Source organism: Paenibacillus baekrokdamisoli, assembly GCF_003945345.1.
GTDB classification, from domain to species: domain Bacteria; phylum Bacillota; class Bacilli; order Paenibacillales; family Paenibacillaceae; genus Paenibacillus_Z; species Paenibacillus_Z baekrokdamisoli.
In genome coordinates, this window is the sequence record NZ_AP019308.1 from 6,570,319 (window position 1) to 6,584,577 (window position 14,259).

15 protein-coding genes are annotated in these 14,259 nt (G+C 50.7%); 14 read left to right on the plus strand and 1 reads right to left on the minus strand.

Annotation, left to right across the window (positions count from 1 at the left end):
- Nucleotides 1–43: 43 nt before the first annotated feature.
- From EKN16_RS28955 to EKN16_RS28965, 3 genes are read left to right on the plus strand one after another with little or no spacing between them, the layout of a single operon-like run.
- The gene (locus tag EKN16_RS28955; protein WP_125664726.1) at nt 44–460 is read left to right on the plus strand and encodes a DUF2203 domain-containing protein; all 417 of its coding nucleotides are present in this window, start codon (nt 44–46) and stop codon (nt 458–460) included.
- Nucleotides 450–653, plus strand: a complete 204-nt coding sequence (locus tag EKN16_RS28960; protein WP_164523037.1) for an S-layer homology domain-containing protein — start codon at nt 450–452, stop codon at nt 651–653. Before EKN16_RS28955 ends, EKN16_RS28960 begins: the two co-directional genes overlap by 11 nt.
- Nucleotides 644–841, plus strand: coding sequence for a hypothetical protein (locus EKN16_RS28965; protein WP_125664730.1), 198 nt, complete (start codon nt 644–646; stop codon nt 839–841). Before EKN16_RS28960 ends, EKN16_RS28965 begins: the two co-directional genes overlap by 10 nt.
- On the opposite strand, the gene EKN16_RS28970 is transcribed toward EKN16_RS28965, so the two are convergent.
- Entirely contained in the window at nt 838–1,599 is a 762-nt protein-coding gene (locus EKN16_RS28970; protein ID WP_125664732.1) for a DeoR/GlpR family DNA-binding transcription regulator, read from the minus strand. The two genes, EKN16_RS28965 and EKN16_RS28970, sit on opposite strands and share 4 nt — an antisense overlap.
- Before the next feature lie 550 nt (nt 1,600–2,149).
- On the opposite strand from EKN16_RS28970, the gene EKN16_RS28975 reads away from it, so the two are divergent.
- The 11 genes from EKN16_RS28975 to EKN16_RS29025 all read left to right on the plus strand — a co-directional run bounded on the left by EKN16_RS28975 (nt 2,150) and on the right by EKN16_RS29025 (nt 14,256).
- Nucleotides 2,150–3,190 carry an autoinducer 2 ABC transporter substrate-binding protein gene (locus EKN16_RS28975; RefSeq protein WP_197719115.1) on the plus strand — a complete coding sequence of 347 codons (1,041 nt, stop codon included), beginning with the start codon at nt 2,150–2,152 and terminating at the stop codon, nt 3,188–3,190.
- A 116-nt stretch (nt 3,191–3,306) separates the two neighbouring features.
- Nucleotides 3,307–4,857, plus strand: a complete 1,551-nt coding sequence (locus tag EKN16_RS28980; protein ID WP_125664734.1) for a sugar ABC transporter ATP-binding protein — start codon at nt 3,307–3,309, stop codon at nt 4,855–4,857.
- Nucleotides 4,854–5,858 (plus strand): ABC transporter permease, encoded by a 1,005-nt coding sequence (locus EKN16_RS28985; RefSeq protein WP_125664736.1) that lies wholly within the window; start codon nt 4,854–4,856, stop codon nt 5,856–5,858. The genes EKN16_RS28980 and EKN16_RS28985 overlap by 4 nt, the downstream gene beginning before the upstream one ends.
- A gap of 22 nt (nt 5,859–5,880) precedes the next feature.
- Complete coding sequence (locus tag EKN16_RS28990) at nt 5,881–6,900, plus strand: ABC transporter permease (protein WP_232016606.1); 1,020 nt, start codon at nt 5,881–5,883, stop codon at nt 6,898–6,900.
- Between the two features lie 3 nt (nt 6,901–6,903).
- Nucleotides 6,904–7,461 (plus strand): 6-phospho-3-hexuloisomerase, encoded by a 558-nt coding sequence (hxlB, locus tag EKN16_RS28995; RefSeq protein WP_125664740.1) that lies wholly within the window; start codon nt 6,904–6,906, stop codon nt 7,459–7,461.
- Between the two features lie 16 nt (nt 7,462–7,477).
- On the plus strand, nt 7,478–9,022 hold the full coding sequence (locus tag EKN16_RS29000; RefSeq protein WP_125664742.1) for an FGGY-family carbohydrate kinase: 1,545 nt from the start codon (nt 7,478–7,480) through the stop codon (nt 9,020–9,022).
- Nucleotides 9,023–9,055: 33 nt separating this feature from the next.
- Nucleotides 9,056–11,107 (plus strand): bifunctional rhamnulose-1-phosphate aldolase/short-chain dehydrogenase, encoded by a 2,052-nt coding sequence (rhaD, locus tag EKN16_RS29005; RefSeq protein WP_125664744.1) that lies wholly within the window; start codon nt 9,056–9,058, stop codon nt 11,105–11,107.
- A 21-nt stretch (nt 11,108–11,128) separates the two neighbouring features.
- Nucleotides 11,129–11,791 carry a dihydroxyacetone kinase subunit DhaL gene (gene dhaL / locus EKN16_RS29010; protein WP_232016069.1) on the plus strand — a complete coding sequence of 221 codons (663 nt, stop codon included), beginning with the start codon at nt 11,129–11,131 and terminating at the stop codon, nt 11,789–11,791.
- Nucleotides 11,788–12,282: a ribose 5-phosphate isomerase B gene (gene rpiB, locus EKN16_RS29015; protein ID WP_125664746.1), complete on the plus strand. Its 495-nt coding sequence runs from the start codon at nt 11,788–11,790 to the stop codon at nt 12,280–12,282. Before dhaL ends, rpiB begins: the two co-directional genes overlap by 4 nt.
- Nucleotides 12,245–13,249 carry a dihydroxyacetone kinase subunit DhaK gene (locus tag EKN16_RS29020; RefSeq protein WP_125664748.1) on the plus strand — a complete coding sequence of 335 codons (1,005 nt, stop codon included), beginning with the start codon at nt 12,245–12,247 and terminating at the stop codon, nt 13,247–13,249. Before rpiB ends, EKN16_RS29020 begins: the two co-directional genes overlap by 38 nt.
- Nucleotides 13,250–13,749: 500 nt before the next feature.
- On the plus strand, nt 13,750–14,256 hold the full coding sequence (locus tag EKN16_RS29025) for an NfeD family membrane protein (protein WP_125664750.1): 507 nt from the start codon (nt 13,750–13,752) through the stop codon (nt 14,254–14,256).
- The last annotated feature ends 3 nt before the right edge of the window (nt 14,257–14,259 follow it).

Here is a 14,259-nt window from a genome sequence, read left to right on the forward strand (position 1 = left end):
CGGCTGCTATTTAGTAAACTTAAGGGAAGGAGTGGATTAGGACGTGGAAAATAAATTATTTACCGTACATGAGGCTAATGAGCTTCTCCCGCAATTGAAAGAAGATTTGCAAGCCCTAAGAACATTAGCTGATGAAATGGAAGATCAGTATATAGAGCTTCAGAAGCTGAAGGTGAAGCATGAACAGTCAACTGTACCCAAGAATGCTGTCAAAGACCCTTTCTTTGAGGCGGAAGGCAGGCTTGAATTCATGCGAGTTGAAGCCGATCTCTTGATTGAGAACTTCACGCGAAAAGGCGTGCTGCTGAAGATGATTAATCCCGGTCTCATCGACTTTCCAACCATTATAGACGGTAAGGACGTTCTGATCTGCTGGAAGGAAGGGGAGGAACGTATTACCCACTATCACGGCTGGCATGATGGCTTTAACGGTCGCAGGCCGCTGCCCGATGCTGAATAAACTTACTGCTTCGAGCGTTTTCAAAGGTGTTCTTGCACCTTCGAGGGCGCTTTTTTTGTTTGTTCAACAATTCAAAGATGTCAGTGAAGCCTATTGGGCAAAAGATGTGATTGATAGTTTAGCCCAATTAGGAGTCGTTAAAGGCTTTGAGGATCAAACTTATAAGGACGTTTCAACAACAAGATGGTCTTAACCAGCTGTCGAGATGTCACGACAGGAAATGCCAACCCGCATCCCGAGATCGATCCGGAGGAAGCGCTGCCTCATGTACGGGTATATGCCACCGGTCGCAGCGACTATCTCAATCAAATCAACAACGTTCTTGTTTACCTTGGGGTTTTCTGCTCTTCGATGCCTTCCTCACTTGTCCTCTCGCCTTAATTCGCGATGATGACTTCCACGCCTTTGATCTGTTCCAAGAACTCCAGATTCGCGGCTGAGTCCGTAATGATCGTATCGATCTGCGACAAGTTCGCGAACGTAGCCGTCGAACGTTTGCCCAGTTTCGTGTGGTCGACCATTGCGACGACTTTGTTCGCGTTGCTGGCCATTAATTTTTTCAGTTCAGCCTCGTAGACGTCGAAAACGGTCAATCCTTCCGTAATTGTGAAGCCGTGAGCGGAGGTGAAGAAGATGTCCGCATGAATCTGCGACAATAAATCTTTACCCAGCAGCCCCTCCAGATTGCTCGAGCCGGATCGCAATACACCGCCGATCACGATGACGTTAATATGCGGATTGCGGTTAAGCTCTTGCGCCGTGATCAATCCGTTCGTCACGACCGTCAGAGATTCCATGTGCATTAAATTGGACACCAGTTCAAGCCCCGTCGTACTTGCGTCGAGAATAATGCATTGGCCGTTCTGGATTAAATCCGCTGCGGCTTTGCCGATCGCCATCTTCTCCGCGACGTTGATCTCTTGCCGGTTAGGCCGGAATGAGGTGTCGGTGAGCTGCTGCTTCGGAAGGACAGCCCCTCCATGTGTCCTCTCAAGCAAGCCTTCCTCCTCCAACGCCTTCAAGTCGTTCCGCAGCGTACCCTCGGAAACCTTCAAATCCGCCGATAGCTGTTTAATAGAGAGTTGTTTTTGCTTGTTGATGATTTGCACAATCTTATTTCTGCGCTCTAGAGCTAACATAGGACCTCCCGTTGTAAACGTTATATGATCTGATTACTTAAATTGAGTCTACAAAAGTATAAAAAAATAATCAATAAACGTCAATGAAAATAAAATGAAACTCAATCGTTTGCAATATTTCCCGTAAATCCTCTGGAAATTCATTTGTTTTCATTGCTTTACTTTAAGAGTTATTCATAATGATTTTGATTATATAGTATGGTTTTTTCTTTTTTGAGAGCGAAAAATTTTACCAAAAAACAAAGTGAGGCGCTTCTTTTTAATCTTTTTAAAGAAAAACGTCAATAAAACGTAAAATTAATCAATAAAACGATAATTTGTAAGTTAAAAATCACATGTAAATCAACAATACTTTGCAAAACTATTATACAAAACAACAATTTTCCGTTGACAACAAATAAAAACTATAATATGATGATGAAAATCGTGTTGTAAGCGCTTTATATTCTGGGTCTTGATTGTTTCGTTGGGAGGTGATCGCGAGCAGGCTGTCCACAAGAAAAGAATGTACGAAAATTTTTCCGAAATCATCTAAAGGGGAATAGTGAACATGAAACGTAAAGGTTGGATGATATTACTTAGTACGATTGTTGCTGCAACGACGGTATTGTCAGGTTGTTCTTCCAAATCTAACGAGGCAGAAGGCTCCGATTCTTCCGCGGGAGGCAACAAAGAAAAGAAGTATAAAATTGTCATGGTCGCAAAACACGAAGGAATCTCATGGTTTGACGATATGCGCACGGGTGTTGACGAATTCGACAAGGAATACGCAGACGTAGACGCTTCACAGATCGCGCCGGAAGGCGGGGATCCCGCGAAGCAAGTACAAATGGTCGAGGATTTGATCGCCCAAGGAGTAGACGCAATACTGGTTGTGCCTAATGATCCGACCGCGATGGCGCCCGTTCTCAAGAAAGCCAAGGAGAAAGGGATCGTGGTTGTCAGCCATGAGGCGGAAGGATTGGCCGATATCGTAGACTACGACTTGGAAGCGTTTAACAATGACGATTTCGGCGTGGCGATGTTCGAAGCGATGGCTAAGTCGATGAACTATGAAGGGAAGTTTACCGGTTTTGTCGGTGCTCTAACGATGCAAACACATATGCAATGGTATAACGCCGGGTTGAAGTATGTAACCGAGAAGTACCCGAAGATGGAATTTGTATCTAAACAGCCTTACGAAGATCGCAACGACGAGAAAATCGCTTATGAGAAGGCTCAGGAAGTTCTGAAGGCGTATCCCGATATTAAAGGTATTTTCAATACTTCCGTTTCTTCCGGGGCATCGTCCTCGCTCGTGCTGCAAGAGAAGAACAACAAGAACGTTCACGTTACAGGAATCGGGCTGCCGTCCGTGTCCGGCAATTACCTGAAGGAAGGTTTTATGTACCAAGCTCTGTGCTGGAGACCGGCGGATGCGGGTTATGCCGCGGCTTTGGTTGCGTATAAAATCCTCAAGGGCGAGGAAATCAAAAGCGGTATCGATTTGAAGCGTCCTGGGTATGAGAGCGTTACATTGGAAGGAAAAGTTCTTAAAGCAAAAGCGACGTTAATCCTGAACAAAGACAACGTCGACGACTATCCGTTCTGATAATTGAGCTTGAAGGATTAGAGGAACGTCTCAAGGGTGTTCTTCTAATTCTTCTAGCCTTGCAGGATGGAAAGGGTTCGATCGGCACAGGTAGAGAAGGAGGTTAACCTACTATTATGCTTCCTCCCATTATTAGCGCTAAGAATATTACGAAATCCTATATGGGCGTTAAGGCTTTGGATGACGTATCCGTTACGATCAATCTGGGGGAAATTCTCTGTCTGGCGGGCGAGAACGGATCGGGAAAATCGACCTTCGTCAAGACGATCGCGGGCGTCGTTACGCCGGATTCAGGGGAGATTCTGTTTGACGATACGTCATATCGGAAGCTGACTCCCATTCAGGCTATAGACATGGGCGTTCAGGTGATCTATCAAGACTTGTCTCTATTTCCCCATATGTCCGTAGCGGAGAACATCGTCATGAACCGAATGGTCGCCACGCGCAAGCGCCTGGTGAATTGGAAAGAGATAAACCGAATCGCCGAGGAGCAGCTTCAGAGAATCCAGCTGTCCCTGGATCTGAGGGCGAGTGTCGAGTCGTTATCCGTTGCGAACCGTCAATTGGTGGCGATCTGCCGAGCGTTAAGCCAGAACGCTAAGGTGCTGTTCATGGACGAGCCGACGACGGCGTTAACTAAGAAAGAAGTGGATAGGCTCTTATCCATAGTAATGGACTTGAAGGCTAAAGGGTTGTCCGTGGTATTCATCAGCCACAAGTTCGATGAAATCTTCGAGATATCCGACCAGATCACGATATTCAGGGAAGGCAAGAAGACGGGCGACTACGCAGTACAGGATTTGGATCATAAAAGTCTATCTTTTCATATGACGGGGAGGCAGGTTGAATTTCCGCGTTACAAACGGATAGCCAAGGATGATACGCCACTTCTGGAGGTTCGGAACCTGAAGAAGAGCGGCCATTATGAAAATATTAATTTTACCGTACGACGGGGAGATATATTGGGGATTATCGGGCTGCTTGGCTCGGGACGAACCGAACTTGCTCTATCCCTCTTCGGACTTAATCCGATCGATTCGGGCGAAATTCGGATCAAGGGAAAGCCCAGTAAGATTGCTTCGCCGGCAGATGCCGTTGGGCACGGAATCGCGCTGCTTCCGGAGGATCGACATTCCCAAGGGCTCTTCATGAAACAAAGCGTGAAGGAAAATATTTCCTCAACCATCCATGATCAGCTAAAGATGACCGCGGGGTTTATAGATAGAGCGAAGCAAACCGAGGTTGCTGCAAATTATGTGAGCAAGCTAAGAATCCGCACGCACGACGTGGACACGCCGATTCGAAACCTCTCCGGCGGTAATCAACAGAAAGCCGTCATCGCCAAATGGGTCGTTACGAATCCCGAGTTGTTTATCTTGGATACGCCTACGGTAGGCATCGATATCGGCTCCAAAAGTGAAATTTACGAACAAATCCATAGCTTTACGGCAGAAAACATGGGCGTCATTCTGATCTCGGACGAGCTGGACGAGATTATGGCCAATTGTAACAAGCTCCTCATCATGTATGATGGCCGGATTGTAGAAGCCTTATCGGAAGAGGAGCTTGAGAAGTCGGATGCGCGAGAGTATATTCTGCGCGTCATGAGCAGTCCCGGTCAGACAAGCGACCAAGCGAATTCACAGGAAAAGGTGGGGGTCTCTTGAAACGGCTCGCTCTAAACAAGATGGAAATTTATTTGCTAATTATCATATTGGCATATTCCACGGTCGTTACCCTCGTCAATCCCGCATTCCTAAGCTTAGAAACGCTGATGGATATGCTGCGCGCATCTTCCGGGATGATGATCCTTGCCCTTGGAGTGCTTGTCGTTCTCATATCCAGGGGAATCGACGTTTCCTTCACGGCCGTTGCCATCATTGGAGGCTACACGGCGGCGAGGGCAATGCTGGCTACGGGGATCGATAATCTTTTGTTCGCGTTCGCGGTTTCCGGCATCATTGGTCTTCTGCTTGGTACGATTAACGCCTTGATTATCCATTGCTTCAAGCTGCCTGCGCTCATCGTGACCCTGGGTACGTCAAGCGTGTTCTATGGATTAATGACGACGTTCTTGGGAACGAAAAGCATTACTCCTAGCCAAATGCCGGTCTCGCTGATGAAATTCGGCTCGTCACGGCTGCTCGAGTTTACGACTTCCACCAATACCGTATACGGCTTATCGGTATTTATCATTCCTGTTATCGTAGTCATTGTGGCAACGTGGTTTCTTCTCTATAAGACGATGATCGGCAGAGGGATTTTTGCCATGGGCAACTCGGAGGAAGCTGCGGTCCGCGCGGGATTTAACTTGTTCGTCTTGCGACTCGTCATCTATTCGTTCGTGGGCGTGCTCGCGGGCATTATGGGTGTCATTTACGTATCTGAGGTCAAGATGGTGAATCCTGTATCGCTGGTCGGAACCGAGTTATCCATCATTGCTGCGGCCGTAATCGGCGGAGCCAAGCTGACGGGAGGGCAGGGGAAAATCTTCGGGACACTGCTCGGGGTAACCATCATCCAATTGCTCAATTCCACTCTTGTTTTCCTGAAGCTTTCGACCTCATGGAACAGCCTGTTTATCGGTATCGTCTTGGTCACGAGTGTCGCGATTACTTCCTATCAGGAAAGAATCAAAAACGAAAAGAATCTTATTTTTAGTAGCTAGGGGGTCAAGAAGAGTGAATGAGATGGCCAAGCTATTACGCAGGGATCCCCATATGTCCGTCTTATCCGTCATTTCAGTCGTTGTGGCTGCGTTTTTGGTCTTGATGCAGGGTGATCAATTTCTGTCGGTGAACAATCTTCAATCGATGGCATATCAGATTCCCGAGTTCGGGCTGCTGGCCATTGCCATGGCGCTCACGATGCTGACCGGGGGAATCGATCTCTCCTTGATCGCTATCGCGGGTGTGTCGGGAATTGTGGCGGCATACATTTTGTCCGGGTCGTTAATTCCGATGGACAGCGGGATATCCACTCCTTTGCTAGTGGCGATCGCGGTAGTCGCGGCGCTTGTGGTTTCGATGATATGCGGAGCGATTAATGGCTTACTGATCGCCAAACTGTCCGTGCCGCCGATCTTGGCGACGCTCGGTACGATGATTCTCTTTACCGGAATAGGCATGGCCATCACATCGGGCCAAGGGATTGTAGGCTTCCCGGAATCGTTCCTGGATTTCGGGGCGGGAAGCGTGCTGAACGTGCCTTATGTTTTCATTATCTTCGTCATCGTTGCGGTCGTGGCCGCCGTCGTGCTTTCCAGAACGAAGCTCGGCACAAGGGTTTATTTGTACGGGGAAAACCACGTCGCCTTGAAATTCAGTGGCATTCGATCGGAGCGCTTGATCGTGCAGGTGTATATGTTTGCCGGGTTGCTCGCAGGACTGGCAGCCATCATTATCATCTCGAGGGTTAACTCCGCGAAAGTCGGCTATGGAGATACCTATTTGCTGCAAGCGATTCTTGTAGCCGTTCTTGGCGGGGTTAATCCAGATGGCGGGAGGGGCAAGATTACGGGTGTTATTCTCGCTTTGTTTCTTCTGCAATTTCTGCAAAGCGCCTTTACTTTGTTCAGCTTTACACCCTATGCGAAAAAGCTGATCTGGGGCTGTATGCTCCTTCTCGTCATGATCATTAACTATTATATGGAAAAATGGAAGACGGGAGAGGGCAAATTCGGTCTTAAAACGTTGCTCATCCGGAGGTAGGCGATGGATCTCAAACGGCTATCAGGCATTATTTTAACAGAGTTGGCGGAAGTATTCGATAGAGTGGATTCCGATCAGTGGGGTCAAGTCGTTGAACGCGTCAGGAGAAGCCCTCGGATATTTCTGATCGGAGTGGGGCGCGAAGGCCTCGCGACACGAGGATTGGCAATGCGATTGATGCACTTGGGCAAAGAGACTCATTGGGTGTGGGACGACACGACGCCAGCCATCCGCGAAGGCGACCTGCTTATCGCCACGTCCGGATCGGGTGAGATCGGCCATATCCATTACGTGGCTGAGCAAGCGAAAAAGGCGGGTGCTGAGCTTGTCGTCATTACCGGTACTCCAGACAGGATGACGTCCCACATCGCGGATGCGGTGCTTTGGGTGCCAGCCGCGGTATATCGCGGTAAAGGTGATCTCGTCCCTTCCATACAGCCGATGGGAAATTTGTTCGAGCAGTCTATTGCGTTGCTCTTCGATATACTCGTCATGATGCTGCAAAACGGCTTGTCTGTAACCCGACAAGAAATGGAAGCACGACACAGAAACTTTGAATGAGAAGGAGTGCGCAAGCATGGCTAAAGGTTACCTCGTTGGCTGCGATATCGGAACAGGCGGGACCAAGTCCGTCGTCATGGACCTGGACGGCAAGGTATTGGGCACGCATTATGTCGAATATCCGCTGATAGCGTCCCGCCCCGGCTGGGCTGAGCACCATCCCGATACGTATTGGAATGCCGTTGCTCAAACGATCAAGAAGTCGTTGGAAGCATCGAAGATTTCGCCCTCGGACGTTCTCGGAGTTGGGCTGAGTGCCATGTCTCCGGCATGCATCCTCGTTGATCGCGAGCTTAATCCGCTGCAGCTGTCCCACTTCTGGATGGATCGCCGAGGAACCGCGGAATGCGGGCAGATCGCTCGGATTTTGGGCGAGGATGCGGTATTCGAGCGGTCGGGCAATCCGATCGATTCCTATTACGCCACGGTGAAGCTGCTGTGGGAGAAGAACAATCGTCCCGAGCTTTATGACAAGGCGTACAAAATGCTTACCGCCAAAGACTATCCGCTCATGAAGCTGACCGGCAAATGCGTGACGGATTACAGCAATGCAAGCTTGATCGGAATCGCGTTTGATATCGTCAACAAGCGCTGGGACGAACAAATGCTGAAGGAAATTGGGCTGAGCGCCGATAAGCTGCCGGATGCGTATCCTTGCGATGAAGTGGTCGGACATGTGACCCGAGATGCCGCTGCGTTAACTGGTCTTATGGAAGGGACTCCGGTCGTGGCCGGCACCGTCGATTGCAATGCGGCTTGGGTGTCCACGGGAGTGCTGAACAACGGGGACAACAGCATTACCCTTGGTACGGCGGGGGTATGGGGTGCTATTCACGATAAACCGACGTTCGCCAAGAATATGATCACGATCGTACACGCGGCCGATTCCAAAACGAAATATTCAACCGTCGGAGCGTTGGTATGCGCGGGCGCGCTCATCCGTTATTTCCGGGATACGTTCGGACAGGTCGAAGTGGACGCGGCAAACCGTCTGAACATTAGCCCATACGATATTATGAACCTGGAAGCGGAGAAGGTTCCTCCGGGTTCGGACGGAATGCTCGTGCTGCCGTACTTCATGGGCGAACGCACCCCGATGTGGGATCCATTGGCGCGCGGGGTTATATTCGGAGCTTCCTTGTACCACACCCGCGGACATTACATCCGTTCGTTCATGGAAGGCGTTGCTTATGGCATCAAACAGAACGTGGACATCGCGAAGCGGTCGGGAACGCAGGTGAATCCACTCGTGACGATGGTCGAAGGTGGAGCGAACAGCCGTCTATGGCGGCAAATCATGGCGGATGTGCTCGGGGTGCCAACGCAGCATGTGAAAAATTCGCTGGGAGCCCCGGTCGGTGACGCGATCGTCGCGGGTGTCGGAGTAGGCGCTTTCGGCAGCTACGACATCGTGAACGATTGGATATCCGTTTCTGAGCAGCACAAGCCGGATCTCAATAATAGTCAATTGTACGATCGGATGTATGGCTTATTCGCCGGGTTGTATCCGAAACTGAAGGACGATTTTGCCCAATTGGCGGAAATTACGGGTTTCAAATAAATCATATATAGATAAACATCTGGAGGGTAAACTATGAAAAGCCTATGGTCAAATGAAGTAGCGAAATCGATGAATGATATGGAACAGCTAGTTTACGTATCCAACCTGCTAGGTTCTGATACTTCTCTCGTGCAAGGCGGGGGAGGGAACACTTCCGTCAAAAGACTAGAGCAGGATTTCATGGAGAAAGAAGTAAATGTTCTGCGGGTCAAGGCGAGCGGCCATCAGTTGTCAACGATTAAGCAGCAAGGCTTCGCGGGCGTCAAGTTAAACGAAGTGCTGCCTCTCTTCCAGCGGGAGGATATGACCGATGACGAGATGGTCCGCTACATTTCCCATGCGCTTATGTCTCCGGATTCTCCTAGGCCCTCTATTGAAACGCTGCTGCATGGGTTTATTCCGTTCCGTTGGGTGCTGCACTCGCATTCCGACGCTATCTTGAGCATTGCCAACAATGCTCATTCCGAGCAGTTAGTGAGAGAAGCGCTTAGCGAAGACGCGTTGATCGTGCCGTACCATCGCCCCGGCTTTCTTGTCGCCAAGCAGGTCGGCGCGGCGGTCCAGGGCAATTTGGAGGCTCCGGGGCTCGTATTGCTCCATCATGGTTTGGTTACCTGGTCGGATTCCTGTGAAGAAGCCTATGAACGGCATATCGAGCTAGTCGACCGCGCCGAGCAGCGCATTCGCAAAGCGCTCGAAGTGAAAGTGGCCTTCCCGCACAAGAATGGCGTTCCGGAATTGACTCGCGAAGAGCGCAGGGCGATCGCGGCCCAAGCAGCTCCGGCTTTGCGCGGAGCGGTTAGCTCCGTGTTGCCGATGATTCTGACGTTCGAAGATTCCGAGGAGGCGCTTCGCTTCGTTAATGCGGATAACCTTCTGGAGCTGTCGCAGACCGGTCCGGCGACTCCGGAGCACGTACTAAGCACGAAGCCGTCTCCGCTTGTCGTGGAGGTAGAAGACCCTCGGAACGTTGAGTCACTGAAGGAAGCACTCCGTCAAGGAGTGAAGAAATACGAGGAAAATTATTTAAACTATTTCGACAAGTATCACCGGTCGAACTTTACTCCGCACAATCCGGTGCCTCGACTTGTCATTGTGCCTGGTATCGGACTGTGGGGCGTAGGAACGGACGTATTGGATTCGCAAGCGCCGGTTGAAATTTACAAGCATACGGTGCAAATCATGGAGGGCGCGGAAGCGATCGGGAAATTCAAAACGATGCCGGAAGCGGAAGTATTCAATGCGGAGTATTGGCCAATGGAACTATACAAGCTTAGCCTTCGCCCGAAACCGAAGGACCTGAACGGCAAGGTGGCCGTCGTTACAGGAGCGGCGCGCGGCATCGGTTATGCGATTGCGGAGCGGCTGCTTCAGGAAGGGGCTTGCGTTGTCTTGACCGACATCAATCCTGCCGGATTGGCCGAAGCGGAGAAGAAGCTTGCCGTATACAGCAGTCGTGTGAGAACCGCGGTAGTCGACGTGACGAACGAGGAATCCGTTAACCAAGGCATTGCCGAGTGCGTACTAGCCTTCGGGGGAGTAGATATTCTGGTGTCGAATGCTGGAATCGCGATTGTCGGTTCGCTAATTGACATGCCGATCGGGGCGTGGGAGAAAAGCTTTGCCGTCAATTCGACGGGGCACTTCCTATCTTCCCGAGCGGTGGTAAGAGCGTTGTTGGAGCAAGGGAATGGAGGTAGCCTAGTATTCGTGAATACGAAAAACGCGCTCGCTCCGGGTAAGGATTTCGGCGCATATAGCTGCGCCAAAGCGTCCGAAGCGCAATTGTGCCGCATGCTGGCCATCGAGCACGGCAAGGATAAAATCCGTTCCAACATGATTAATCCGGACGGCGTGTTTACCGATCTATGGTCGCCAGAAATGGTGGCTAACCGCGCGAAAGCCTACGGCGTCGATGCAGACCGATACGAGGATTTCCTCCGCGACCGTACGTTGCTTAAAGAATCGATCACTGTGGAAGATGTCGCCGAAGCGGCGTTATTCCTCGCGAGCGACAAGTCGCGGGTGACGACGGGTTGCATTATTTCGGTAGACGGGGGCGCTAGGGAAGCTTTCCCAAGATAACTCGGATGAGGGGGAGAATCTGTGGAAGTCACGAGTCAGCAGCTAAAAATGATTTTGCATACGATCGCCTACAAGATGGATAGCGAAAAAGAGCATTTGTCCGATCTGGACCGCGAGCTGGGAGACGGCGATCACGGGATTACGATGTCCCTCGGCTGGCGGGCGATCAAGGAAGCGCTGGCCGACATGCCGGAAAATACAGATTGCGGCTTGCTATGTAAGACGGCGGGAATGACCTTCCTGAATGCGGTGGGCTCCTCCGTAGGTCCGCTCTATGCCACCGCATTCATGCGGGCGGGAGCGGCGGTCAAGGAGAAAATGGCATTATCAGAGGAGGATCTCCTGTCGTTCTGGACAGCGTTCGTGGAGGGAATCATTGAACGCGGCAAAGCGGCCGTCGGAGACAAAACGATGGTCGACGTGTGGGCACCGGCTCTCGAAAGCTTGCGGGAAGGTTATAGGCATGGGAAGGACGTACACGCGAGCTTCCGCGATGCGGTAAGCGCGGGCAGGGCGGGAATGATCGCCACGGCGGAAATGGTTTCCCGGAAAGGCCGCTCTAGCCGACTTGGCAACCGATCGCTATCCCATCAGGACCCGGGGGCGGTTTCCGCCTATCTCATCTTATCGGTCTTCGCGGATATGCTAGAATCAATCGATTCGAAAGACGGTGGTTCAGAATGAAGCTAGGGATCGGCAGCGATCATCACGGCTATGAGATGAAGGAAGCGATCAAGAATTTGCTGTCTGACTCCGACGTTGAAGTGGAGGACTTTGGCTGCAACGGTTATGCGGACGCCGATTATCCCGACGTCGCTTTTGCCGTTGCTGACCGGATTCGCTCGGGGGAACTGGAACGGGGCATTCTCATCTGCGGTACCGGCATCGGCGTGGCGATTGCCGCGGGCAAAGTGCCCGGCATTCGCGCTGCGTTATGCCATGATACGTACTCGGCGGAGCGGGCGCAGAAAAGCAACAACGCGCAAATTTTGACGATGGGTGCTAAGGTCATCGGAATGGAGGCGGCCAAGAAAGTTGTGAACGCATGGCTGTCTTCCAGCTTCGAAGGCGGTAACTCCGCCCGCAAAATAGACAAAATCATGGAGCAGGAGCAGAAATACTTGGGGAGGGGCGGGCATGAAGAAATTAATCAATCACCCGGATGCGGTAGTTGACGAGATGATCGAAGGGTATGCGGCGGCGTATCCCCAATATGTTTCTGTTCTGTCTGCCAACAAGCGTTCCGTAGTTAGCGTGCGAAAGCACGGTCATGGGAAAGTCGGCGTCGTCATCGGGGGCGGCTCGGGACATGAGCCGGCGTTCATGGGCTTTATCGGCAAAGGAATGGCGGACGGCGTTCCTGTCGGTAATATCTTCGCTTCCCCGCCACCTAATCCGATCCTTGAAGTGACGAAGACGATTGACAGCGGCGCCGGCGTGATCTACATATACGGGAATTATGCCGGAGATTGCATGAACTTCGACATGGCTGTGGAGTTGGCCGACATGGAGGGCATCCGTGTCGAGACAGTATTGGTGACCGACGATATCGCTTCTGCCCCCGCTCACGAAATCGACAAGCGCCGCGGCATTGCCGGTGGATTCCTCGTGTTCAAAACGGCGGGAGCTGCTGCTGAACGCGGATATACCTTGAATGAGGTGGAGCGAGTGACCCGCAAGGCCAACGATCGGTTGAGAACGATGGGTGTTGGTTTGTCTCCTTGCCGGATTCCGCAAACCGGGAAGCCAAGCTTTACGCTGGGCGACGGAGAAATGGAAATCGGCTTGGGCATTCACGGGGAGCCGGGAATCCAGCGGGGCAGTATCGTCTCTGCGGACGAAACGGCCGACATTTTGCTGGACGCCATCAGGCAGGAACTGCGGCTTGAATCGGGCAGTAGGGTCGCGGTACTGGTGAATGGTCTAGGTTCGACGACGAGAATGGAGCTTCTGATCCTATTCCGCAGGGTGGACGCCCGCCTTAGAGAGCTCGGCATCTCGATATCTCGTTCATATGTGGGCGAATACGTCACCTCGTTGGAAATGGGTGGCTGCTCGCTGTCCATCCTGAAGCTGGATGAAGAGCTGGAGCTATTGATCGACGATCCGGCGGATACTCCGATGTTCGTTCAGATGGGTTAGCGTTTTTATGAAAATCATAATTATAGTAAAAGTCCCGATGATGCATCCGCACATCGGGACTTTTGATTGTTTTGGAACTGGGTTTCTTGCTTCTTCCGCGGCTCACCACCTGGAACTACTATCCCCTTAGACATTGTTTTCTTTTTCCATTGATGTAATGTCGCTTCCGATAACCCTGTTTCTCTTGCTATTGCTATTGTATGTACGAACTCGTCCTGGGGTGGCATCATTCTGCTTATGTTAACCCGGGGGGATAGCCACCCTAGAGGACAAGGGATACTTCAGTCCATTTCGCAGCACAGCGTGAAGCACAACCAAGTTTATTTATACATAATTCAGGATTTACTGGGTGATTTATGTAATAATTGAATTACGCCTTATTAGGAATTATTCACAAATGTAAAGCGATTCGGAAAGTCATTCCATCTCATAAGGGTCATACCTTAGTAGTGGAGGATGTTCGGTCATTCCTATTGGCACTTCAAGGAGGTGAATTCGATATGGAAACGTTATACCTTGTTTTATTTCTAATAGGACTCGTATTTGCCATCGTAACTTTATTCGTTGGAGACATTTTTCATTTACATTTTGATGCAAGCGGCGGGCATCTTCCGTTCTTTTCTCCGACAACCATCGCTTCCTTTATTACTGTCTTTGGCGGGTTAGGTTATTTTCTTATGAAGAATACGGAGCTCTCACAATTCTTGATTGCTGTAATCGCGATTGCAGCTGCGTTAGCCGCTTCAACGGGTATGTTCTTGCTGGTTGTCGTTCCCTTACAGGCTGCGAACCACTCGACCGCGAAGTCAAGTAAAGAGCTGATCGGGGGAAGAGCAGAAGTGATTACATCAATCGTTAGTACATCTAGAGGCGAGATCATCTATGAGCAGGGCGGAACAAGATTAAGTGCCCCAGCCAAGTCGCGGCATGGGGAAACGATTTTACAAGGTGAATATGTAAGGGTCGTCGAAGAACTGGGCGGTACATTCGTGGTAGAAAAACTATAATAT